Below are 22,782 nucleotides of genomic sequence, written 5' to 3'. Positions count from 1 at the left end.
CTGCGCAAGCAACGATGAGGGTGTTTATCATACCCCTAATGTTTAAGAGTGCTGTTAAAGTTGACGGGATTTATGCCTGTTTTGCATTTTTGTTTGCGCCACTTTCGAAAATTACTTACCTAGACTATTCCTCAGCACTTTAACTCTGAGGCTTCTTCTCTTTTTTCAATGGCACGTAACGTGCGGGGGAAACTGAAAATTTCGGCCGTAACGACTTTGCTGGTAGAACGTCGGGAGGCCCATCAGGGCAACAACGTCGGAATAATGAGAAATTTCCCTCGCCACCGGACAATCGACACATAAGACATACAGCATTCTATTGAAGAACAGACGATTACCCTAGCCGGGCGAGACCAGCGGCCACGTTCAGGCAGCAGTAATAGCCTGTTTCTCGTCCGTTAGGTCGGGCCGCCACGCATTCACTGGTCTCCGCAAAGATCAGCTTTGAATCACATCTTCAGTAGCCAGAAAAATTCATCATCAATCCGACTCATCAAAACACCTGGGAATTAGAGATGGGTTATCTGCTCCGTGTATGTAATGTAAACCCATTTGCATATGCTTTATTTTGCGTTAGTTAAAAACTCAGTGAGAGTTTTAGGATTATCTAACGTGAAAAAAATCAAGCTGCTATTTATTTTGGCCCCTCTATCAGTTACGGCCTGCACGTCTACGGTTGACCTGCATCCTAGTGCAATGTCTGCAGGCGATGTTATGGCTAACCGTATTGTCCAAACCCCAACAGTTTATTCTTTCTCATCTGATTTCAGAGACAAAGCGCATGTTTTTGAGTGTGGAGCTTATTCATACAAATCGAATTTTGGTTTGCCTGTAGCTGATACATTGAAGAAAACTATTGAAGTTGGTTTTGCTCATGCAACTGAAGAGTCGGGTAGTGTTAATGCGCCATATAAGATGCGCCTTGATATGGAAGACGTAGATGCACAGGTATCTATCATGCCAGGCTTCTGGACTATGAGTTATACAATCCATGTTGATTTGTCAGGTAAGGTTGATGTTGTGGATAGTAGTGGCACATCTGTTGTAAAAGCTGAAATTACAGGTTCTGGTTCAGCATCTGCCACAGGTAATTGTACAGCACTATCAAAAGCCATCCAGGTTGCTAGCGAAAAGGCTATTAGAAAAATGGGTAGTGATTTTGCCTATAAAGTTATTGACACGAACGTTCTTAAATAAGGTTTAGACTTGGGATGGATTCTTTAAGGTAGAAGATAAAGTTTGCTGTGATATGGATTGCAGACATGAGAGTATGAGGTTAGCGATCGTATCTGGTGTTACATGTGGTCAGTTTTTCAGCTTTGTGAATATATTTTCGATGAGATAACCCTTTTTTATACCAAAGTCAGTCATTAGACAGGTTTTTAAATCTGTAGATGGGGTAGGGTGGGGATGCTCTGCCTTGTCGATTGTTGAATATTATCTTGGGTATCCACTATGTTACCTGCTGTCTCCTCTTAAAGGGGACGGTAAGGCAAAACCAGCTCATTAATTTACTGAAAAAGGTCGCTTCGGCGGCCTTTTTTATTAAGGCTGCGCAAGCAACGAAGAGGGTATTTATCATATCCCTGATGTTTAAGAGTGCTGTTAAAGTTGACGGGATTTATGCCTGATGTCTGCGCTGGAACCCAGAGAAGAGATAATGCTGTCAGCGTGTCGCAGCAGGGTAAATGAGTGGATGCTTTGAAAAATAAGTAACCAGCTTCTCATAAACGGGTTTTTTAAACCCAACATTTTGCTCAGGCAGAGCTTCCAGTTCAATCCATCGAAAAGCATCAAACTCAGGTGGGTTTTGCAGGTTCAGGTTAATGTCGCTGTCAGAACCACTAAAAGCCAGCGCAAACCATTTTTGTGTCTGCCCGCGAAAACGCCCGCCCATGGCTTTTCCAATCAGATGGTCAGGAAAGTCATAGCTTATCCAGTCAGAGCATTCCTGCACGATGCAAAGCTTAGTCGTACCGATCTCTTCTTCAGCTTCGCGTAGTACCGCACTATCCGGAGCTTCATCATTATCAATACCACCCTGGGGGCACTGCCAGACACCTTCTGACAAAGGCCCGCCTGCTCCTGGCATATCTGCCCGCCGGGCTATGAGAATTTTACCATCTGCACGAAAAATCAGAGCTCCGACATTACGGCGATATGGCAGGCTGTAACCGGAAGAGTCGCGCATCATAATTATCCTGCATCTGATAAACTGAAGTAAGGGCTTAAGGCTGAGGTGACTGAGCACTGTCGGCTGGTTGCATGTGGTTATTCAGGTCAATATGAAAGATTGTTTTATGTGGTAATGCGTCCTGAGTATTGGCTCCGGCGTCAGACGCTGTTGCCTTAATATCAGGGGTTTTGGCAAGCATGCTAAGAGGCACAAGAGTAATGCCGACATCTTCCAGGTGAGGGATCCATGCTCTCAGGCAGGCCAGAGCAACCGGCCGCAGCGGTCCCATAATTCCGATAGCACTATGGTTGCGGCGGGCTGCCTGCTGGAGCTTGAGCAGCTGAATGTCAATTTTAACAATGTCAGTATCTGTATTGATGTTGACGTCTACTGTGCCGCCAGGGCCGTTTGTTCTGGGTGTGGTTTCAGGCGTGGCATTCAGATAAATCAGACCGCGGTCGTCAATATCTTTAAGAATGGGTGAGAAGGCATTGGAAAGGGTGTAGCTTTCAGTGCCGGAACCGGGGAAGCCGTTTGTGACACCAATAAAGCCACTGAGGCTGGAAAGAGCCCATTTATAATTCTGGAGATTTTCCTCCGGAGAGAGGCCAGGGCCAAGCGCATAAGAGCCTGTCACATCTTCTCCGGCAGACGGATCATATTTTGAATCCTGCTGAACAGGGAGGGCAAGAAGTGTCTCGTGGTTGTTAAGACGTGCCTGCTCGAGCAATTTTTTCATTTCAGGAGCATAAGGCGAAACAGCAAATGTGACCGGTGCCGGCAGAGAAGCCATAGCTTCATTTGTCAGGTTTCTGGCATCCCCTATGCCGGTAATAACAAGAGCGACTTCAGCATTACCCGGCGGGACCTCAACGGTAGGAGAGGCGTAAGCAAGGCGTGGTGTGCGTCCCTTTGCGTCTTTTTTGGGAAGAGGAAAGCCATTCGGCCCCCGGTGTTTTTCCTGCAGTTCAGGTAAGGGGGCCGGAATAACATTGCGGGAGCCAGGGTTGAGGTTAGAAGAGGCGACATCAATATCATCCCCGTCCAGCCGGGGAGGGCCCATGACCTGAAGGCTGATGACAAGAATACCGGTCAATACGAAACATCCCCCCCAGAAACGGACAAACATACGTCCGGAGGAAGGCATTTGTTGCCAGTGGGATGTTATCGTCATGCTCTTTATTCCTCTGATAAATCAGGGTTTTTTCTTGATTTCGCTTTTTTTGGCGTCAGTTTTTACCGGGGGGAGAGAAGCAACCGGGTCAGGTGCTGGCAGGTTTGCCATAAATTTAACAACCCTCAGAGCTTCCTGCAGCTGAAAATCAGTCTCTGGTTTCGTGTAGTCAAATTCCGGCCAGTTTGCTGGTGGTTCACCAGGAATATCTTTGGCAACGGAGGGAAGGTCATTGCGAGGCTGGCGCTTGGTCTGGTTACCACCCTGGTTTTTAAGGATGTGCTCCAGGTCAGCTTCATGCATGCTAAAGCCCGGGTCTTCGCGGGTTTCTTTTACAACGATATCAGGTGTAATGCCTTTTGCCTGAATTGAGCGGCCTGACGGCGTGTAATAGCGTGCAGTTGTCAGGCGGATTGCACCATTTCCAGGAATCGGAATGATGGACTGAACAGAACCTTTACCAAAAGAGCGGGTTCCCATCACCACAGCGCGGCCGTGGTCCTGCAACGCGCCTGAGACAATTTCAGATGCTGAGGCAGAGCCACCATTAATCAGCACGACGATAGGCATACCGTTGGTCATGTCTTCGCCATGAGCATTCCACAACTGGCTGTCTTTAGGGTTGCGGGCGCGTGTCGAAACGATAGCACCTGATCGGATAAAGCTGGAGGAGACTTTAATTGCCTGGTCAAGCAGCCCCCCGGGATTGTTTCGAAGGTCAATAACCAGGCCAGCCAGTTTCCCTCCTGCATCGCGTTTCAGTTTGTCGTACGCACTGACAAGAGCTTTTTCAGTTTCTTCATTGAACTGAGCGATGCGGATATACCCTATGCGGCCATAAAGAGCTGATTTCACGACATCAATATGAATATTTTCGCGGGTCAGCGTCAGAATAATAGGTTTGGGTGTCTTAGCTCTGACAAGCGTCAGGCTAATTTTCGTGTTGGGTTTGCCGCGCATTTTTTTGACGGCTTCATCCAGAGGTAAGCCATCAACCGGGCGACCATCAACAGCAATAATATAGTCACCAGATTTAACACCGGCACGAAAACCAGGGGTGCCGTCAATGGGAGAGACAACGCGAATATGTCCGTCCTGCTGCTGCAGCTCCAGGCCCAGGCCGCCAAACTCTCCTTTCATCTGGGTCATCATGTCATCATACTGTTTTTCAGTCATGTATGAGCTGTGAGGGTCCAGACCGGACAGGGCACCGTTAAGGGCGTTAGTAATCAGATCTTTATCTGAAACAGGTTCAACGTAATCAGAGCGGACAAGGTCCATGACCGTGCCAAACAGAGTTAGCAGGCGGTAGGTTTCGGCATGATTTTTTGTGGGTGAATCGTCAGCTGCTTTAGCCTGAGGGTGTTGCTCTGTCGCAGTGTCAGAAGCAGGTGCGGCGAAAGCGGATTGCAGGAAGCTGTTACTGCCTGCATGGAATAAACCGGAGGGAGAGGTTACGGCAAGGCCCGTGAGAAACGTGGCACCGAGCATCAGGCCTGTGCGAAACTTCATATTTTTTAATCTCCTGTCGCCGGGCTGTATCCCGTGCTGAAAGCATTTTCTAACAATTATCAGTTCTTGCAAGCCATAGTAGCCAGGCGTTTTTACAGGGGCACAGATAATATTTTGCGACCCGTGTGGGGTAGAATAGCGGTTTCTGCCGTGCAGGAAAACTCTTTGCTGTCTAATTCTTAAAGGAAAGGTGCAGGATTAATAGGTGTCTGACCATGACGAAGTTGCACAAACAGAGAATTATGGCTTCCCATAGAGCCAACAGGCGCACCTCTGGCGAGTGCCTGCCCTGTATTAACGGAAAGTTCTCCCAGACCAGCGATAACAAAACGGTAATGTTTTCCACAATTTAAGATGACCATCTGGCCGTAGGTGCGAAAGCTGCCAGCAAAATCGACCTGGCCGGTACAGGGTGCGCGTACGCCTGCATCTGATGGTGTACGATAAGTAATACCTGTAGCGGGTCCCGATTCTGTTGAAGCATGCCATGCTGTGAGAATATGGCCCGCTACCGGGCGAGATCCGCTTTCAGGACCATTGCCGGCAACAGAAGATACTGCCGGTGCTGATGATGTCGATGCCTGCTGAGCAGATGAGCCGGCTGACTGTGAAGAGACAGCACTTCGTGCAGAAAGGCCCGGTCCTGATTGTTTTTGCAGGGCCAGTAATTTGCGTTTTGCGGCTTCAGCCCGTTGCTGAGCCAGAGCCCGGGCCGCTGCATCCCGCGCATCTTTATGTGCTTTTTCGGCAGAGGCGAGTTCTTTTTGTAAAGAAGCCTCGGCAGAGCTTTCAAGAGATTCAAGCCGGGCGACAGCATCCTGAAGGCTTGAGGCTTTTCTTGTGGCATTTTCAAGCTGTCGGGCCGCATCTTTTGCCGCTCTCCCGGCTTTAAGCTGGGCTGTCCGGGCTTTAGTCGCCTGCTGTTTTACAACGTCGCGTTGCCGGGCCTGTGTTTGCTGAAGAGTCGTCAGAGTGGCTAGTTTTTTTGATTGCTCAGCATCAAGCAATGTCAGCTTTTCCTGCTGTCCGCGCATTTCCTGCGCCTGTCTTTCGAGCCCGTGAGAGATGCTTTTGATAACAAGAAAGCCGGTTATGGCCTTGTCCTGGGGGAGTGGGACCGTAACCAGGGTATCAGAGGGGTAAAGAGAGAGATGTTCCGCCAGTGGCAGAACAGGAGAGAGGGCTTTACCTTTCTGGATCAGGTCAGCGCGTAACTCTTCCTGCTCTTTGCGGATATCTGCAATCTGAGTTTCAAGGTCAGAAATATTTTGCTCTGTACTTTGCAATGTTGCTGCAGCGGAGGAGGCCGCAGCAGATAATGTGGCAGCAACAGCGGCGCTTTGTCGTGCCTGAGTCTGCGCGGTTTCATTTCTGGCCTCAAAAGTTTTAACCGCAGCGACCTGTGCCGCTGTTTGCTGTTTTACGGCATTACGCTGTGTTTGTGCCGCCTGTAGTGCGTCGCGCGCCTGTTTTACAGATTTTTCAGCATTAAGCTCATTGCGGGTCATTGCCGGCTGATGCGTGGCCTGGGGTGTTACTTTTCTATGGCTGCTTTTTGGTGGCGGCTTTGACGAGGGATGATGCTGAGATGTCCGCACCTTATGGTGCTCAGTCGTTCTGGTTGTGGCCAGAGCAGCGCCTGAGAGTGTGCAGCATGACAGCAGCATCAGCCCCGTTATCTTAACGTGCAGAAAAGCAGGTAAGGGGGGCTGCACTATCGGTCAGGCCTGAGGAGCGAGCAGAGAAGAGCCGCCCATATCTGCTGGCCGGGGTATGTCGAGCAGGGCAAGAAGAGTAGGCGCCAGATCGGCGAGGCGGCCACTGTTCAGCGTTTTTGTTCCGGTGTTCAAGGCAATCAGAGGTACTTCGTTGAGGGTATGTGCGGTGTGCGGCAGACTTGTTTCAGGGTCTTTCATTGTTTCACAATTGCCGTGGTCAGCTGTGACCAGTAATGCACCATTTTGTTTTTCCAGGGCCTCAACAATCCGCCCCAGGCCCGTATCAACAGTTTCAACAGCTTTAATCGCAGCAGAGAGGATGCCGGTATGCCCTACCATATCAGGGTTGGCAAAGTTCAGAATAATCAGGTCGTAGGTGCCGCTTGCAATAGCCTCTACAGCTTTGTCGGTAAGTTCAGGGGCAGACATTTCTGGCTGAAGGTCATAGGTTGCGACTTTGGGGGAGGGCACAAGGATACGATCTTCGCCTGCGAATGGCTCCTCACGTCCACCATTGAGAAAATATGTCACATGGGGGTATTTTTCAGTTTCGGCCATACGCAGCTGTTTAAGGCCAGCCTTAGAGACAACTTCTCCCAGAATATTTTCAAGGGTCTGTGGCGGAAAAAGTATGGAAAGACGCTTAGCAAGTGTGTCGCTGTAATGGGTCATGCCCATAACAGCACCAAAGCTGATAACTTTCTGGCGTTTAAACCCATCAAACTCAGGTTCTGCCAGAGCATCAAGAAGCTGGCGTATGCGGTCAGCTCTGAAATTGAAAGTCAGAAGGCCATCACCGTCTTTCATGCCAGCATAATCACCCACGACGGTGGGGAGAATAAACTCGTCAGAGAGATCATTTGTGTAGGCTGAGGAGATCACGTCTTCGGCTGTTGCTGCTTTCGGACCCTGTGCTGAGACAATGGCATTGTAGGCAAGCCCGACACGTTCCCAGCGCTTATCACGGTCCATGGCATAGTAGCGGCCTGAAACCGTTGCAATTTTTACACCATCAGGCAGCTCCTGCTGCAATGTTTTAATGTAATCAGCGGCTGAGCGTGGGGCTGTATCACGTCCGTCAGTAAAGACATGAAATGTAACAGGAATACCAGCCTCTGTCAGAATTTTTGCCAGTGCAGCAGCATGTTCCTGGTGAGAGTGAACCCCACCGGGGGAGACCAGCCCGGCAAGATGGCACGTCCCGCCGGTGCTTTTTAATGTGCTGATAAATTTCTGCATAATCGGGCTGCGAGCGACAGAGCCATCATGCAGTGCTTTAAAAATACGGGGGAGTTCCTGCATAACAACGCGACCGGCACCGATATTCAGATGCCCGACCTCTGAGTTTCCCATCTGACCATCGGGCAGACCAACATCATCGCCACAGGTACGCAGAAAAGCGTGAGGGTTACTGTTCCATAATTTATCAAAAACAGGCGTACGCGCCAGCCTGACAGCATTATCAGAATCATGTTCGCGCCATCCAAAACCATCGAGAATGACAAGCATAACAGGACGATGTGCGTGAGAGTGAGACTGGACTGTCATAGTACTACGCCTTTTTGATTTTATAATTAAAGACCACACTACCAGATCATTATAATGATGATAATAACCAGATGCAGTCTTTAATTTATAAAACGATAAAACTCAGGCGTATTTAACGGTATAAAACTGACGTAACTCAGCTGTGATCGAAATAGCGTGCTCAGGGTCACGTGCTTCGATCATGACTTCAAGTTCTGCTGCCTGTACAGAGGGGGCAGAGAGTAGCCTTCTGTGTGAGACTTCAATAATATTACCACCGGCTTTACCGATTTTGCCTGAAATGTCAGCCAGCACGCCAGGCCGGTCAGGAATTTCCATAATCAGGCGCAGAATCCGGCCATCGCGTAGCATAGCGCGCAGCAGCGTGTTGGCCAGAATCCGGCTGTCGATATTGCCGCCACTGACAGGCATGGCAACTTTTTTGCCGCGGAAGATATCAGGATAAGTCAGCATGGCAGCGAGAGAGACCGCACCGGCACCTTCACTTATTTGCTTTGCCCCCTCAGCCAGCAGTGTAATGGCGTTTTCAACTGCAGCTTCAGGCACAATCAGTACCTGTGACACCATATCGCGAATGACTTCGTCGGTTTGCTGACCGATTTGCAAAACGGCAATACCTTCGGCAATGGTCGCTCCACCCACCGGGTGTGTTGCTGGGCCAGGAAAGGCGGAGAGAGAGTTATAACTCTCAACCTGTACACCAATCAGCTCAACATCAGGGCGCATCGCGCGGGTTGCAACAGAACAGCCTGCCAGCAGGCCACCCCCGCCAATCGGCGCAATCAGCATGTCCAGCGGGCCGGCATCTTCAAGCAGCTCGAGTGCGCAGGTACCCTGGCCGGCCATAACAGCAGGGTCATCATAGGGATGAACAAAAGTCCGTCCCTCACGTTCCTGAAGTTCTTTGGCGAAGAGAACAGCTTCTGCGAAGCTCTCACCTTCCAGCACAACACGGGCGCCCCAGTTGCGGGTGCGTACAACCTTACCGGCGGGGGTAAAGCGGGGCATAACAATTACAGCATCAATACCCAGCAGGCTGGCATGCCGGGCGACACCCTGCGCATGATTGCCCGCTGAAACTGCAATAACACCACGTTCGCGTTCTTCGGCAGAGAGGAGCGCCAGTTTATTGGCCGCACCACGCTCTTTAAAAGAGCCAACAGCCTGAAGATTTTCAAGCTTAAGGGTAACCTCAGCACCCGTCGCTCTGGAAAGCGCATGAGACGGAATTGTCGGGGTACGAATAACTTTCCCTTCGATCCGTTTTGCGGCTGCTGAGATATCCTCAAAAGTAATCATATCAGATGAATTTCACTGAAAGGATTTCGTAGGTCCGGTCACCACCGGGGGCAGGAACAGACACGGTATCTCCCTCGCTTTTGCCAATCATGGCTTTTGCCAGCGGGGCAGAGACAGACAGAAGGCCCTGTTTGATGTCGGCTTCATGCATGCCAACAATCTGATAGGTCATTTCTTTATCGGTATCTTCGTCAACAACAGTAATGGTCGCACCAAACTTCACCTGATCACCAGAAAGTGAAGTCGGATCGATTACCTCAGCCGTCGAAATAATCTCCTCCAGCTCCAGAACGCGTCCTTCAATGAACGACTGTCGCTCGCGGGCTGCATGGTATTCGGCGTTTTCTGACAGGTCACCATGACTGCGGGCTTCTGCAATGGCGCGAATAACGGCTGGCCGTTCTTCAGTTTTGAGTTTGCGCAGTTCGTCTTCAAGCCGCAGTAAGCCTTTGCCGGTCATTGGAGTTTTCTGCAAGACATGTCCCCAGAGTAAATTCGCCGGCATGATGCCGGCTGAAAGTTGCACATAATAAGCGGTTTTGGCCGCTATGATAAGAGTATCCCTTCCGCCCCTGACAGGGGCAGAAGGGTGAAAACCCGCTTTTGCTGTTTTCAGAACGTCCCACTAAAGTATGACTGAAGTGGCGCGACATCAAGCGGTCCTTCACGCATTGCTGCAATGGCATGTGTTGCAGCGCGTGCGCCGGCCATTGTTGTGTAGTGAGGAATGCCCAGAACAAGGGCAGAGCGGCGAATATCAAAGCTATCTGCCACTGATTGTGCGCCAAGTGCTGTGTTGATGACCATCTGCACCTCGCCGGAGCGAATAGCGTCAACACAGTGCGGGCGGCCTTCAAGCACCTTGCTGACCACTTTCACCTCAATGCCGGCTTCGCGTAGTTTCTGTGCAGTGCCGCGGGTTGCCATGATGTTCAGCCCTAGTCTGGCAAGCTGACGGCCAAGGGCAGGCAGGTGCGCCTTGTCGCTGTCTCTGACAGAGAGGAAAACAGTGCCGGAAGTGGGCAGGCGCACGCCCGCACCGAGCTGAGATTTTGCAAAAGCCCGCTCGAACGACGTATCCAGCCCCATGACTTCACCTGTTGAGCGCATTTCAGGCCCGAGGATCGTGTCGGCTTCTGCAAAGCGGTTAAAGGGGAAGACAGCTTCTTTAACAGCAACATGCGGGGTTACGGCGCGGTCATCCAGGTCGAAATCAGTCAGTTTGCTGCCGGCCATGACGCGTGCGCCAATTTTAGCAACAGGTACCCCTGTGGCTTTGGCAACAAAAGGCACGGTACGTGAGGCACGCGGGTTGACTTCAAGTACGAAAATATCCGCACCTTTAATCGCGAACTGAACATTCATCAGCCCGATAATGCCCAGCTCACGAGCCATTGCTTCGGTCTGTTCTTTCAGTTCAGTCACAATAGCCGGTGAGAGCGTGTAAGGCGGCAGGGCGCAGGCACTATCGCCTGAGTGAATGCCGGCTTCTTCAATATGCTCCATAACCCCGGCGACGTAGACATCTGTGCCGTCTGCAATGCAGTCAACGTCAGCTTCAATAGCATCGTTGAGATAATGGTCGATCAGCAGAGGGCCGGAGGCAACATCAACACCAGCCAGCTGCAAAGCAACACGCATATAGCGCTGCAGGGCTGTACGATCGTGTACGATTTCCATCGCACGTCCGCCCAGAACGTAAGAGGGGCGTACAACAACAGGGTAACCGATTTTTTCGGCAATTTCTTCAGCTTCCTGCGGGGAACGGGCAATACCGTTCGCAGGCTGGCGCAGGCCGAGCTTGTGCAGCATAGCCTGGAAACGCTCACGATCTTCGGCCTTATCAATTGCATCAGCCGGAGTGCCAAGCAGAGGAATGCCGGCTTTTTCAAGAGCATGAGACAGTTTCAGCGGAGTCTGGCCACCATACTGCACGATACAGCCGCGAATTTTGCCATTCTGCTGTTCGCACTGGATGAGGGAAATCACATCTTCAGCGGTCAGAGGTTCAAAATACAGGCGGTCAGAAGTGTCATAGTCAGTTGAGACAGTCTCAGGGTTACAGTTGACCATAATGGTCTCAAACCCGGCTTCGCTCAGAGCATATGCTGCATGCACACAGCAATAGTCGAACTCAATACCCTGACCGATGCGGTTGGGGCCACCACCGAGGATGATAATTTTTTCACGCTCTGTCGGGTTTGCCTCACAGGAGGGCGCTGCAAAAACACCTTCGTAAGAAGAGTAGAAATAAGGTGTGGCAGAGGCAAATTCACCGGCACAGGTATCAATGCGCCTGTATCCCGGAACAACTTTTTTCTCTGCGCGCAGACGCGTGACTTCGTCAGCCTGAAGGCCGGAGAGGCGGGCGAGCTGGATGTCAGAGAAACCCATAGCTTTCAGGCGGCGCAGGCCCTGTGCGTCGCGTGGCAGGCCGTGATTTTCAATGGCATGCTCTGCCTGAATAATTTTTTCAAGCTCTCTGAGGAACCAGGGCTCAAAGTGGCAGACCTCGTTAATATCCTCAACGGAAAGACCTGCACGCAGCGCCTGTGCCGCCATAAGGATACGTTCGGGGCGTGGCTGTGAAAGAGCCGCGCGGAAAGCATCTGTGCCGCCATCGCCGGGAGGGGTAACAGGGTCAAGGCCGGTCAGGCCTGTTTCCATCGAGCGCAGGCCTTTTTGCAGTGCTTCTGAGAAGGACCGCCCGATGGCCATGGCTTCACCCACTGATTTCATTGATGTGGAGAGCAGGGCTGGTGCACCAGGGAATTTTTCAAATGTGAAGCGGGGAATCTTCACAACAACATAGTCGATTGTTGGCTCGAAAGAGGCCGGTGTTGTTTTGGTAATGTCGTTTTTGAGCTCATCGAGCGTATAACCAACAGCCAGCTTTGCTGCGATGCGGGCGATCGGGAAGCCTGTTGCTTTAGACGCCAGAGCGGAGGAGCGTGAGACGCGTGGGTTCATCTCAATGACGACCATGCGGCCATCTTTGGGGTTTACACCAAACTGAACGTTTGACCCGCCGGTTTCAACACCAATAGCGCGCAGACAGGCGATAGAGGCATCGCGCATGCGCTGATATTCTTTGTCTGTCAGAGTCAGAGCCGGGGCGACAGTGATTGAGTCGCCGGTGTGCACGCCCATCGGGTCAATATTTTCGATCGAGCAGACGATAATGCAGTTGTCAGCTTTATCGCGGACAACTTCCATTTCGAACTCTTTCCAGCCCAGAACAGACTCTTCCACCAGTACTTCTGTGGTGGGAGAGGCATCCAGGCCAGACAGGACAATCTGCTCAAACTCTTCGCGGTTATAAGCGATACCGCCACCTGAGCCACCCATGGTGAAAGACGGGCGGATAATGGTGGGGAAGCCAATTTCTTTCAGAGCGTCATGGGCTTCGCTCAGTGTGTGGGCAATAAAGCTGCGCGGGCTTTCAATGCCGATGGCATCCATCGTTTCGCGAAATTTCTGACGGTCTTCGGCGCGGTCAATAACTTCTGCGCTGGCACCAATCAGCTCAACACCGTGCTTTTTGAGCGCGCCTGATGCATCAAGCGCCATGGCTGTGTTGAGTGCCGTCTGCCCGCCCATGGTGGGGAGAATCGCATCGGGTTTTTCTTTGATGATGATGCGCTCAACATACTCGGGTGTAATCGGCTCAACATAGGTTGCATCAGCCAGGCCCGGGTCGGTCATAATGGTCGCCGGGTTAGAGTTAACCAGAATAACCCGGTAGCCCTCTTCTTTCAGGGCTTTACAGGCCTGGGTGCCTGAATAGTCAAATTCACAGGCCTGGCCAATGACAATGGGACCGGCACCGAGGATGAGGATGGAGCGAAGATCTGTCCGTTTAGGCATGGTGTGTCGTCCAGTTCTGGCAGACAGCCCGGTCCGGGCTGGGAAAGCGGAGGGAAGGGGCGTGTGTGTCAGTTTTTGCTGGCATGGTCGTCGATCAGTTTAACGAACCGTTCAAACAGGTAAAAACTGTCTGATGGACCAGGACTTGCTTCAGGGTGATACTGAACAGAGAAAGCCGGATAGCGCTCAGAGGCCAGGCCTTCGTTTGATCCGTCAAACAGGCTGACATGGGTTACGCGCACATCGGCAGGCAGGCTCTTGGCATCAACAGCAAAACCGTGATTCTGGCTGGTAATTTCAACCTTGCCTGTATCCAGGTCTTTTACGGGCTGGTTCGCGCCGCGATGTCCCTGTTCAAGCTTATAGGTTTTGCCGCCCAGGGCCTGTGCGAGCAGCTGGTGCCCCAGGCAGATGCCAAATAATGGCAGGCCGGTTTTCAGGATATCCTGAATAACAGCGACAGCATAGGTGCCGGTTGCAGCCGGATCACCCGGACCGTTGGAGAGAAACACGCCCTCAGGCTTCAGGTCGAGAATTTCTTTTGCAGAAGTGGTAGCTGGCACAACGGTCACATCACAGCCGGCAGTGACCAGGCAGCGCAGGATGTTGCGTTTTGCACCATAATCAACAGCTACAACTTTGCGGCGTTTACCTGCGGGGGCAACCGTGCCGGCAGGCCATGACCACACACCGTCGTTCCATGTGTAAGCTTTTTTGCAGGTGACATCCTTTGCCAGGTCCATGCCTTCAAGGCCGGGCCAGGCTTTTGTCGCAGCCAGGAGAGCTTCATGGTCGAACTGCCCGTTTTCAGGGAAGAACAAAGCTGCGTTCTGCGGACCTTTATCGCGAATTTTCAGGGTGAGGGCCCGTGTATCAACACCGGCAATGCCTGTAATGTTCTGCGTTTTCAGCCAGTTTTGCAGCGGTGCTGTGGCGCGCCAGTTTGCAGGCTCCGTCACGTCTTCTTTAATGACCAGGCCACGTGCAAAAATCTTATTAGCTTCAGCATCTTCATCATTGATGCCGACATTGCCGATATGCGGGAAGGTGAAGGTAATGATCTGCCCGGCGAAGGATGGGTCAGTCAGGGTTTCCTGATAGCCTGTCATACCTGTTGAGAAGCAGATTTCACCCACAGGAGGGGTATCGGAGAAGGCGCCAAACCCTTTGCCCCAGAGGAGGGTTCCGTCTGCAAGAACAAGAACGGCTGTGGCGCCGTCGGGGCGGGCATGAGGCATGGAGGATCCTGTTGAGCTGGTGCCTGCAGTCATGGCCGCAGAAAGGTCTGAGGCTGATGTTGCGGGCTGAAGGTCTGTCAGAGAAAGCCCCGTGGCCTGCGCAATAACAGGCCAGTGGCGGGAGGGAATAGACTGAGCCTGCCGCCATTTACGAATGGCTTCGGTGCCAACGCCTGTCAGGCGGGCAGTGGCCTCCGGGCCACCCAGGCGAGCGATGATGCTATCGATAGACATGGACATGGCGCGTGTTACTCCTCGCGATGCCGCTCTCTTACCAGTTTTTCCACGCAGTGGGAAGAAATTTCCCACTCATGGTTTTTATTTCCTGTGAGGGAAAAAACTTCCCAAACTGGAAAGTTCTCTCTCTTTGGTTCATATGCGGTTGAGATGCACAGAAAACAACAGGAGCGAAGATGTCTTTACGTGAAAGTCTGATGGCAGACCTTAAGGGTGCAATGAAAGCCGGAGAGAGCGCACGTGTTGCGACTATCCGTATGATTATGGCAAAAATTAAAGATGTTGAAATTGCTGCCCGTGCAAAAGGGGGCGAAGGGCTTGATGAGGACGAAGCGGTCTCAGCTCTGCGTGGTATGGTAAAGTCACGCACTGAATCTGCCACAATGTACCGTGATGCAGCCCGCCCTGAGCTGGCAGAGAAAGAAGAAGCTGAAATTGCGGTTATCCGTACCTATCTGCCTGCTGAAATGGATGAGGCTGCTCTGGTCGCGGCTGTAAGCGAAGCTGTTGCGGCAACAGGTGCCCAAAGCATGAAAGATATGGGTAAAGTTATGGGTGCGCTGAAGGCGAAATTTGGCAGTAACCTTGATATGTCTCGCGCTAATGCCGTGGTTAAGGCGCAGTTAAGCTAAGAATAATGCGTTCAGAAACAGGATATGATTTTTTATGGCGATAGAGCCTGGTTTTCTTGAAGAGCTGCGTGCGCGTACGCCGCTGGCCTCTGTTATTGGCCGGCGGGTCAGGCTGGCGCGCTCAGGGCGTAACTGGAAGGGGTGCTGCCCTTTTCATGGTGAGAAGACCCCGTCCTTCTACGTTTATGATGATCATTTTCACTGTTTTGGCTGCGGTGTGCATGGCGATGTTATTTCTTTCGTCATGCAAAGCGAGGGTAAAAGCTTTCCCGAGGCTGTTGAGGAGCTGGCGGCCTCTGCAGGTATGGAAGTGCCTAAAGAGACGCAGCGCTCGCGAGAGGAGGTTGCCCGTGTGCAGTCTCTCAGTGATGTGCTTGAGCAGACGCAGCTTGTCTGGTCGCGTGCACTTTATGCTCCTGAGGGGCGGGCGGGCCTTGCGTATCTCGAAAAACGCGGGCTGACGCGTGAGACGATAGAAAAGTTTGGGCTGGGCTGGGCGTCTGGCGGGCGTGACAGCCTGACCCAGGCACTGGCTTCACAGCGTATTACGCCGCAGATGATGGCTGATGCCGGGCTGATGCGCCTGGATGAGCGTGGTGGCCCTAAAGGTGAGCTGTTCTGGGAGCGTGTGACATTTCCTATTCGTGACCGAAAGGGGCAGATTGTCTCCTTTGGCGGGCGTATGCTGGGTGATGGTCAGCCTAAATATCTGAACGGGCCGGAGACGGCTCTGTTTTCTAAGCGACGACTGCTTTTTGGTCTTGATCGTGCGCGTACAGCGCTCAGGGCGCCCCGGCCGCCAGGTGCGGCAGCCCCCGATCTGATTGTGGTTGAGGGGTATATGGATGTTATTGCGCTGCATCAGGCCGGGTTTTGTGGTGCCGTGGCCCCTCTGGGTACGGCACTGACGCAGGAGCAGCTTGAAGTGCTCTGGCAGATGAACTCTCAGCCGATTTTATGTTTTGATGGTGATATTGCTGGTCGCAGGGCAGCAAAGCGTGCAGCAGAGCTGACGCTGCCGCTGATGAGGGCTGGTTATACTCTGCGTTTTTGCCTGCTTCCTGAAGGGGAAGATCCGGACAGTCTCGTGCGTGCCCGTGGAGAGCAGGTTGTGGCAGAGATGTTTGCGGCTGCCCGCCCGCTGTCAGATGTTTTGTTTGAGCTGCTGGTCGGGCGTGTTGAGAACCCCGGGCCGGAAGAGCGTGCCGCCCTGCGCCATAAGCTTGTCGAGGCGGCTGGGCAGATTCCCGATAAAGCTCTGGCATCAGAGTATCGTTCGACACTGCTTGATCGTTTTTTTGAAGTTTTTCGTAAAAAGAAAACCAGTGGCAGGTCAGATTTTCAGAAGAGTCGTGCGGTCAATATTGAGCTTGCCGGAGCCGGTGTTGATGCTGATTATGAAAGGCAGCGTAAGTTACTGGGTTTGCTGGTGCGTTACCCTGAAATTATCCCGGAGGTTGAGGAGGCACTTTGCCGCCTGTCGTTATCAGCCGGATTACAGCAGGTCAGAGATGTTTTGCTGGATCTGTCGATAGCAGGTGAGGTGCCGCAAACCAGTGAGGATTTGCTGGAAAAGCTTGAAGAGTCTGACCGTGCTGTTTTGCAGGAATATATTTTGTCAGATGGTGTTTTGCCGCTGTTTTCTGGCAGGGAGGATGTTTCGCTCGCTGTTGCGGCCAGAACACAGTGGTGGCATTTCTATGGTTTCCTGAATTTTTCTCAGTTTAAGCAGGAAGTCGATCAGGAAGTTGCCCGTTTTGCCGCTGAGGGAGGGGATGAGGCCGAATGGAGGCGTTTACAGCCCCGTCTTGAAGCTCTGACCCGCCTGAAAAGCGGTGAAACAGAGGGAGAGAAATAACCGGAATTTTCTTTACTATCATAAGACACCTCTTGACTTATGGCGAGGGATATCCCACGTCCTGCCCGCTCCGGGAAGATTCAACAGTGTTTGTTTTGAACAAGCACTGCGATTTTTATTTTTTCGGAACGCGAACGGGGAGGCACAGGTCTGGCAATGGCAACAAAAACAGCATCAGGTAGCGTAACACAGGCAGAAGACGGCGATACCGCTACTCTTGATACGCAGTCTGCTGCGGTCAAAAAGCTGATTGCCAAAGGTCGTGAAAACGGTTGTATCACGTTTGACGAGCTGAATGCTGTATTGCCGCAGGATAAAATGTCTTCTGAGCAGATCGAAGACATTATGGCTATGCTGTCTGAAATGGGTATTCAGGTTGTCGAGAATGAAGAAGGCGACGATTCTGAGACTTCCAAGGACGCTAAATCTGAAGACGGTGAAGAGTCTGAGGAAGAGGCCGAAGAAACAGAGACCCCGGCCGGCAATGTAAACGAAAATCTGGGTCGTACAGATGACCCCGTGCGTATCTACCTGCGTGAAATGGGAACAGTTGAGCTGTTGTCACGCGAGGGTGAGATCGCAATTGCCAAGCGTATCGAAGCGGGTCGTGATGAAATGATTGGCGGGCTGTGTGAAAGCCCCCTGACATTCCGCGCCATCATTTCCTGGCATGAAATGATTCGTAACAACGAAATGCTGCTGCGCGATATCGTTGATCTTGAGGCTATGCAGTCAGGTGGTAATCCGCCCGAAGAAGGCTTCGAAGAAAACGAAGAGGCCGCTGAGGGCGAAGAAGAGGCTGAAGATACCGAAGGCGATATCGAAGGTGAAGGCAGTGGTCTCTCACTCTCCGCCCTTGAAGAGAAGCTTAAGCCGGAAATTCTGGCTCATTTTGAAGATATCGAGCCGCTTTACGAAAAGCTGCGCTCTATCCAGGTTCAGCGCATTGAATCTCTGACCGCCGGTGAAGAGGTGCAGAGCCAGTTTGAAGAAACTTACGTTGCTTTGCGCGATGAGCTGGTCGGTAAAGTCGAGCTGGTCTGCCTGCATAATAATCGTATTGAAGACCTGGTCCTTCAGCTTAAAGAAATGTTCCGTAGCCTCAATGCTCTTGAAGGCCGCATGCTGCGCCTTGCTGAGAGCTGCCGGGTTACCCGTGAGGACTTTCTGCTGAAATATCGTGGCCGTGAGCTTGACCCCGCATGGATGGATATGGTCTCAGCTCTTCCTGGTAAGTCCTGGAAGAACTTTGTCGCCAAGCATGCCGAAACAGTCGTTGATCTGCGTAATCAGGTTGCTCGTCTGGCGCAGGAGACCGGGCTGCCTATCGGTGAGTTCCGTCGTGTGTATGCCACAGTGGCACGTGGTGAGCGTGACTCAGCGCGTGCCAAGAAAGAGATGATTGAGGCTAACCTGCGTCTCGTTATCTCGATTGCAAAAAAATATACCAACCGTGGCCTTCAGTTCCTCGATCTGATTCAGGAAGGGAATATTGGGCTCATGAAAGCGGTGGATAAATTTGAATACCGCCGTGGCTATAAGTTCTCGACTTATGCAACATGGTGGATCCGTCAGGCTATTACCCGCTCTATTGCTGATCAGGCCCGTACCATTCGTATCCCGGTACATATGATCGAGACGATCAATAAGCTGGTGCGTACGTCGCGTCAGATGCTGCATGAGATTGGTCGTGAGCCTGCCCCGGAAGAGCTGGCAGAAAAGCTGGGTATGCCGCTTGAAAAAGTGCGTAAGGTGCTCAAAATCGCCAAAGAGCCCATCTCTCTTGAAACGCCGATTGGTGATGAGGAAGACAGTCACCTTGGCGACTTCATTGAAGACAAAACAGCCATTATTCCGCTTGATGCTGCTATTCAGACCAACCTGCGTGAAGCAACCACCCGCGTTCTGGCGTCACTGACGCCGCGTGAAGAGCGTGTGCTGCGTATGCGTTTTGGTATCGGTATGAACACCGACCACACCCTTGAGGAAGTCGGGCAGCAGTTTAACGTAACCCGTGAGCGTATTCGTCAGATTGAGGCGAAGGCCCTGCGTAAACTAAAGCATCCCAGCCGGAGTCGTAAGCTTCGGTCCTTCCTGGATGACAACTGAGCCGTTAATTTCTCCTGCTGAGCCGGTAACATGCATGAAGGTCGTTGTAACCTTCATGCGCATGCTGAAAGCTCCGTCTGGCCAGGCGCCTGTGTTGCCTGATGGCTGGGAGATTGTCCCTTCAGTCAGCGTCAGTGTGGCTGAGTATCGCAGGCTGCATCATCGCGTTGGGGCTGAGTATTGCTGGTGGATGCGCCAGGCGCAGCCAGATGCTGCTCTTGAGCGACTGCTTGCTTCGGGTAACCTGCAGATAGGCTATTTGCTTAAAAATGGTGCAGTTCGCGGTTTTTTTGAATTAGACCTGTCGAATATTCAGTTTATTAATCTGAATTATTTCGGGCTTTTCCCGGAGGTTATTGGTGCGGGTGTCGGGCGTCGCTTCCTTGATGCGGTTATACGTCTCGCCTGGTCATATTATCCGGTTATGTTGCAGGTTAATACCTGTTCAGCGGATCATCCACGTGCTTTGCCGCTTTACCGGGATGCCGGCTTTGAGGTGTTTCGCGAGCTGGAAGAGGTATGGCCCGTACCGCAACGCCTGGGACTGATTATTCCTGAGCGCTTTCGTATTTAAAAATCTTGCGTTTTTTTGCGTATTATGATTGTTAGGCCGTCTTCCCTGCCGGTGTGTGGCATCACGCCGGCTATACCCGTTGTTTTGTACAAAAACAGCTGATTGTCAGAATGGTCTGGCTCAGTCGGGTTGATTTTATCCGAAGGGAGACAATATGCCGCTTTATGAAACCGTGCTTATTGCACGTAACGACATTTCTCAGCAGCAGGTTGATGCCATTGTTGATGGTATCGTTGCTCAGATCGAAACAGACGGTGGTAGTGTCAAGAAGCGTGAATACTGGGGTCTGCGTACCCTGGCATATCGCATCAAGAAGAACCGCAAAGGGCATTATGTGCTCCTGGGTCTGGACACAAAGTCTGAGATGCTCAAAGAAATCGAACGCCAGCTGATGATCAATGAAGATGTTCTGCGTCTTCTGACACTGCGCGTTGAAGAGATTGATGACACTCCTTCTCCGACTCTGTCTCGTAAGGGTGAAGACCGTGGTGAGCGCAGCTTCCGTGGTCCAAAGCCAGCAGGACGCTTTGAGAGCGGCCGTGGCCGTCGTTCTTCCGAAGATCGTGAAGAATATCGTGCACGTGACGACAAACCAGCCGATCTGGCTGAGAATGATGGGGAGTGATCAGAATGTCTGATACGAATGAAATCAACCCAGCAGCACGTCGTCCAGCCGTAGGTGCTCGTCGTCCGTTCTATCGCCGTCGTAAATCCTGTCCTTTTTCTGGCGCAAATGCACCGAAAATCGACTATAAGGACGTTCGTCTTCTGAGCCGCTTCCTGTCAGAGCGCGGTAAGATCGTCCCTAGCCGGATCACCGCGGTTTCCGCAAAGAAGCAGCGTGAGCTGGCACAGGCTATTAAGCGTGCTCGCTTTCTGGCTCTGCTTCCCTACGTTATGAGCTGATAGGGGGCAATTATGGCTGTAACAGAAGTAATCCTGCTTCAGCGCGTTGCACATCTGGGTCAGATGGGCGATGTGGTGAAAGTTCGTCCGGGCTATGCCCGTAATTTCCTGCTGCCACAGGGCAAGGCTATTCGTGCAAACGAAGCCAACCGTTCACGCTTCGACCGTGAACGCGCTCAGCTGGAAGCACAGAACATCAAAAACCGTGAAGAAGCAGAGCGTCTTTCTGAGCGTATGGATGGCCTGTCAGTTGTTCTGATCCGTCAGGCAGGTGACAGCGGCAGCCTGTATGGTTCTGTGTCTCCACGTGATGTGGCTCAGGCTGTAACAGAAGCTGGTTTTACAGTTTCTCGTCAGCAGGTTTCTCTTGCTCATCCGATCAAATCTCTTGGTCTGTATGAAATCAAGGTTGCTCTGCATCCTGAAGTTGTTGTGCCGGTTATCGTTAACGTTGCCCGTTCAGCTGAAGAAGCAGAACGTCAGGCACAGGGCGATGCAACTGTTGTTAAAGAAGAAGCCGAAATCGGCGACGATGTTGTTCTTGAGGGCGAGATCGTAGCAGAAGAAGTTGAAGTTCAGGCAGAAGCCTGAGTGACAACACTCTTGATATAAGCTGAGAAAAAGCCCGAAACTTTGTTTCGGGCTTTTTTTATGTCCGTGACAGGGATGAAAAACTATGAACCGACTTCTCGATCGTATTTTGAAAAGCTTTATTTCAGCAGGGCAGTTGTCTGTAACATGGGCAGATGGCAGCCAGAGTGTTTATAAGGGGGCTGTGTCAGGGCCATCGGCTGGGATGGCCTTGTCAAACCATCAGATTGAAGCTGCTCTGGCTCTTAATCCAGGCCTGGCCTTTGGTGAAGGCTATATGGATGGTGCGATTACTCCCCTTGGGTGCAGTTTGTATCAGCTTCTTGACCTGCTGATGCTTAACTCAATGTCTCCGGGACATTTGCCAGCTCAGATTGCAGAAGGTTTTCGTTACGTTTGTCGAAAATGGATCCAGTTTAACCCTGTTAAACGTTCACGGCGCAATGTCGCGCATCATTATGATCTCGATAGTCGTTTATATCAGTTGTTTCTTGATAAAGACCGGCAATATTCCTGTGCTTATTTTCGCCGTGGCGATGAAACACTGGATGAGGCGCAGGAAGCAAAAAAACACCATATTGCATCCAAGCTTTTACTTAATAGGCCAGGCCTTGAAGTGCTTGATATCGGGTGTGGGTGGGGCGGTATGGCGTTGACTCTCGCTCGGGATTACGGTGCCATTGTTACAGGTATAACCCTGTCGCAGGAGCAGCTTGATGTTGCCCGTCAGCGTGCTCTGGACGAAGGATTACAGGGGCAGGTACGGTTTGAAATGCTCGATTACCGTAATCTGCAATGTCGTTTTGATCGTATTGTGTCCGTTGGTATGTTTGAGCATGTTGGCGTGAGCCATTACGAACAGTTTTTTGAGACCGTAAAAAATAGTCTGAAAGACGATGGTATCGCTCTTATTCATTCCATAGGACGTAATGACCGGCCTGGTACGACAAATCCGTGGCTCGATAAATATATCTTCCCCGGTGGTTATTCTCCGGCTCTTAGTGAGGTTTTTACAGCGGTTGAAAAATCTGGTCTGTGGGTCACTGACTGTGAGATTTTACGCCTGCATTATGCAAAAACCATAGCTGTCTGGAGAGAGCGTTTTGCTGCAAACAGAGCAAAAGCGGTTGCGCTTTATGACGAGCGCTTTGCCCGTATGTTTGAGTTCTACCTTGACGCAGCAGAGTTATCTTTTCGGGTGCAGGGTCATATGAATTTTCAGATCCAGCTCTCCCGGGGGATTGATACTGTGCCTCTTACCCGTGATTATATGTCTGAGGCTGAAGCAAAGAAGTAGCTTTGTCTGAGTAGGGTAACGTAAGGTCTGCCGGCAGAAATTAAAC

Annotated in this window: 18 protein-coding genes; 9 read left to right on the top strand and 9 right to left on the bottom strand. The window is 51.5% G+C overall.

The genetic code is table 11. From position 1 onward, the window contains the following. The first annotated feature begins 714 nt into the window (after nucleotides 1-714). Complete coding sequence (locus HK11_RS05575) at nucleotides 715-1,197, top strand: hypothetical protein (RefSeq protein ID WP_143216352.1); 483 nt, start codon at nucleotides 715-717, stop codon at nucleotides 1,195-1,197. 469 nt (nucleotides 1,198-1,666) lie between these two features. Here HK11_RS05575 and HK11_RS05565 read toward each other — a convergent pair whose 3' ends face one another. From HK11_RS05565 to carA, 9 genes are all read right to left on the bottom strand, one after another. After that, a complete protein-coding gene (locus HK11_RS05565; protein ID WP_086554357.1) occupies nucleotides 1,667-2,191 on the bottom strand; it encodes an RNA pyrophosphohydrolase in 525 nt (174 codons plus the stop codon). A 37-nt stretch (nucleotides 2,192-2,228) separates the two neighbouring features. Beyond that, nucleotides 2,229-3,350, bottom strand: coding sequence for a divergent polysaccharide deacetylase family protein (locus tag HK11_RS05560; protein WP_086554356.1), 1,122 nt, complete (start codon nucleotides 3,348-3,350; stop codon nucleotides 2,229-2,231). Nucleotides 3,351-3,371: 21 nt separating this feature from the next. After that, on the bottom strand, nucleotides 3,372-4,862 hold the full coding sequence (locus HK11_RS05555) for a S41 family peptidase (protein ID WP_086554355.1): 1,491 nt from the start codon (nucleotides 4,860-4,862) through the stop codon (nucleotides 3,372-3,374). Between the two features lie 179 nt (nucleotides 4,863-5,041). Further along, nucleotides 5,042-6,529 carry a peptidoglycan DD-metalloendopeptidase family protein gene (locus tag HK11_RS05550; RefSeq protein ID WP_086554498.1) on the bottom strand — a complete coding sequence of 496 codons (1,488 nt, stop codon included), beginning with the start codon at nucleotides 6,527-6,529 and terminating at the stop codon, nucleotides 5,042-5,044. A gap of 54 nt (nucleotides 6,530-6,583) precedes the next feature. Beyond that, the gene (gene gpmI, locus HK11_RS05545) at nucleotides 6,584-8,128 is read right to left on the bottom strand and encodes a 2,3-bisphosphoglycerate-independent phosphoglycerate mutase (protein WP_086554354.1); all 1,545 of its coding nucleotides are present in this window, start codon (nucleotides 8,126-8,128) and stop codon (nucleotides 6,584-6,586) included. Nucleotides 8,129-8,230: 102 nt separating this feature from the next. Further along, nucleotides 8,231-9,427 carry a threonine ammonia-lyase gene (locus HK11_RS05540; RefSeq protein ID WP_086554353.1) on the bottom strand — a complete coding sequence of 399 codons (1,197 nt, stop codon included), beginning with the start codon at nucleotides 9,425-9,427 and terminating at the stop codon, nucleotides 8,231-8,233. Nucleotide 9,428: 1 nt separating this feature from the next. After that, entirely contained in the window at nucleotides 9,429-9,902 is a 474-nt protein-coding gene (gene greA, locus HK11_RS05535; protein WP_086554497.1) for a transcription elongation factor GreA, read from the bottom strand. A 137-nt stretch (nucleotides 9,903-10,039) separates the two neighbouring features. Beyond that, nucleotides 10,040-13,294, bottom strand: coding sequence for a carbamoyl-phosphate synthase large subunit (carB, locus tag HK11_RS05530; RefSeq protein WP_086554352.1), 3,255 nt, complete (start codon nucleotides 13,292-13,294; stop codon nucleotides 10,040-10,042). 68 nt (nucleotides 13,295-13,362) lie between these two features. Beyond that, a complete protein-coding gene (gene carA / locus HK11_RS05525; protein WP_086554351.1) occupies nucleotides 13,363-14,772 on the bottom strand; it encodes a glutamine-hydrolyzing carbamoyl-phosphate synthase small subunit in 1,410 nt (469 codons plus the stop codon). 173 nt (nucleotides 14,773-14,945) lie between these two features. Between carA and HK11_RS05520 the strand changes: the two genes are divergently transcribed. The 8 genes from HK11_RS05520 (at nucleotide 14,946) to HK11_RS05485 (ending at nucleotide 22,736) form a co-directional block, all read left to right on the top strand. After that, nucleotides 14,946-15,401 carry a GatB/YqeY domain-containing protein gene (locus HK11_RS05520; protein ID WP_086554350.1) on the top strand — a complete coding sequence of 152 codons (456 nt, stop codon included), beginning with the start codon at nucleotides 14,946-14,948 and terminating at the stop codon, nucleotides 15,399-15,401. 34 nt (nucleotides 15,402-15,435) lie between these two features. Further along, complete coding sequence (dnaG, locus tag HK11_RS05515; protein ID WP_086554349.1) at nucleotides 15,436-17,259, top strand: DNA primase; 1,824 nt, start codon at nucleotides 15,436-15,438, stop codon at nucleotides 17,257-17,259. Between the two features lie 156 nt (nucleotides 17,260-17,415). Further along, the gene (gene rpoD, locus HK11_RS05510; RefSeq protein WP_086554348.1) at nucleotides 17,416-19,368 is read left to right on the top strand and encodes an RNA polymerase sigma factor RpoD; all 1,953 of its coding nucleotides are present in this window, start codon (nucleotides 17,416-17,418) and stop codon (nucleotides 19,366-19,368) included. Between the two features lie 34 nt (nucleotides 19,369-19,402). After that, nucleotides 19,403-19,942 (top strand): GNAT family N-acetyltransferase, encoded by a 540-nt coding sequence (locus tag HK11_RS05505; RefSeq protein WP_233133332.1) that lies wholly within the window; start codon nucleotides 19,403-19,405, stop codon nucleotides 19,940-19,942. 154 nt (nucleotides 19,943-20,096) lie between these two features. Then, nucleotides 20,097-20,567, top strand: coding sequence for a 30S ribosomal protein S6 (gene rpsF / locus HK11_RS05500; RefSeq protein ID WP_086554346.1), 471 nt, complete (start codon nucleotides 20,097-20,099; stop codon nucleotides 20,565-20,567). Between the two features lie 5 nt (nucleotides 20,568-20,572). Further along, nucleotides 20,573-20,848: a 30S ribosomal protein S18 gene (gene rpsR, locus HK11_RS05495; protein WP_086554496.1), complete on the top strand. Its 276-nt coding sequence runs from the start codon at nucleotides 20,573-20,575 to the stop codon at nucleotides 20,846-20,848. A gap of 12 nt (nucleotides 20,849-20,860) precedes the next feature. Continuing rightward, the gene (gene rplI / locus HK11_RS05490) at nucleotides 20,861-21,439 is read left to right on the top strand and encodes a 50S ribosomal protein L9 (RefSeq protein ID WP_086554345.1); all 579 of its coding nucleotides are present in this window, start codon (nucleotides 20,861-20,863) and stop codon (nucleotides 21,437-21,439) included. Nucleotides 21,440-21,524: 85 nt separating this feature from the next. Further along, the gene (locus HK11_RS05485; RefSeq protein WP_086554344.1) at nucleotides 21,525-22,736 is read left to right on the top strand and encodes a cyclopropane-fatty-acyl-phospholipid synthase family protein; all 1,212 of its coding nucleotides are present in this window, start codon (nucleotides 21,525-21,527) and stop codon (nucleotides 22,734-22,736) included. Nucleotides 22,737-22,782 lie beyond the last annotated feature (46 nt).

The organism is Acetobacter sp. DmW_043, from assembly GCF_002153485.1.
Lineage (GTDB): Bacteria > Pseudomonadota > Alphaproteobacteria > Acetobacterales > Acetobacteraceae > Acetobacter > Acetobacter thailandicus.
The sequence above is the reverse complement of the archived record's forward strand: the minus strand, read 5'-3'. Positions and strand labels throughout refer to the sequence as shown.

Bases quoted from the DNA above. Each gene is read 5' to 3' on its own strand.
- HK11_RS05565 (WP_086554357.1), bottom strand. From the start codon at position 2,191: ATGCGCGACTCTTCCGGTTACAGCCTGCCATATCGCCGTAATGTCGGA.
- carA (WP_086554351.1), bottom strand. From the start codon at position 14,772: ATGTCCATGTCTATCGATAGCATCATCGCTCGCCTGGGTGGCCCGGAG.
- dnaG (WP_086554349.1), top strand. From the start codon at position 15,436: ATGGCGATAGAGCCTGGTTTTCTTGAAGAGCTGCGTGCGCGTACGCCG.
- rpsR (WP_086554496.1), top strand. From the start codon at position 20,573: ATGTCTGATACGAATGAAATCAACCCAGCAGCACGTCGTCCAGCCGTA.
- HK11_RS05540 (WP_086554353.1), bottom strand. From the start codon at position 9,427: ATGATTACTTTTGAGGATATCTCAGCAGCCGCAAAACGGATCGAAGGG.
- HK11_RS05575 (WP_143216352.1), top strand. From the start codon at position 715: ATGGCTAACCGTATTGTCCAAACCCCAACAGTTTATTCTTTCTCATCT.
- rplI (WP_086554345.1), top strand. From the start codon at position 20,861: ATGGCTGTAACAGAAGTAATCCTGCTTCAGCGCGTTGCACATCTGGGT.
- rpoD (WP_086554348.1), top strand. From the start codon at position 17,416: ATGGCAACAAAAACAGCATCAGGTAGCGTAACACAGGCAGAAGACGGC.
- HK11_RS05520 (WP_086554350.1), top strand. From the start codon at position 14,946: ATGTCTTTACGTGAAAGTCTGATGGCAGACCTTAAGGGTGCAATGAAA.
- carB (WP_086554352.1), bottom strand. From the start codon at position 13,294: ATGCCTAAACGGACAGATCTTCGCTCCATCCTCATCCTCGGTGCCGGT.
- HK11_RS05560 (WP_086554356.1), bottom strand. From the start codon at position 3,350: ATGACGATAACATCCCACTGGCAACAAATGCCTTCCTCCGGACGTATG.
- HK11_RS05550 (WP_086554498.1), bottom strand. From the start codon at position 6,529: ATGCTGCTGTCATGCTGCACACTCTCAGGCGCTGCTCTGGCCACAACC.
- HK11_RS05485 (WP_086554344.1), top strand. From the start codon at position 21,525: ATGAACCGACTTCTCGATCGTATTTTGAAAAGCTTTATTTCAGCAGGG.
- rpsF (WP_086554346.1), top strand. From the start codon at position 20,097: ATGCCGCTTTATGAAACCGTGCTTATTGCACGTAACGACATTTCTCAG.
- HK11_RS05505 (WP_233133332.1), top strand. From the start codon at position 19,403: ATGAAGGTCGTTGTAACCTTCATGCGCATGCTGAAAGCTCCGTCTGGC.
- HK11_RS05555 (WP_086554355.1), bottom strand. From the start codon at position 4,862: ATGAAGTTTCGCACAGGCCTGATGCTCGGTGCCACGTTTCTCACGGGC.
- gpmI (WP_086554354.1), bottom strand. From the start codon at position 8,128: ATGACAGTCCAGTCTCACTCTCACGCACATCGTCCTGTTATGCTTGTC.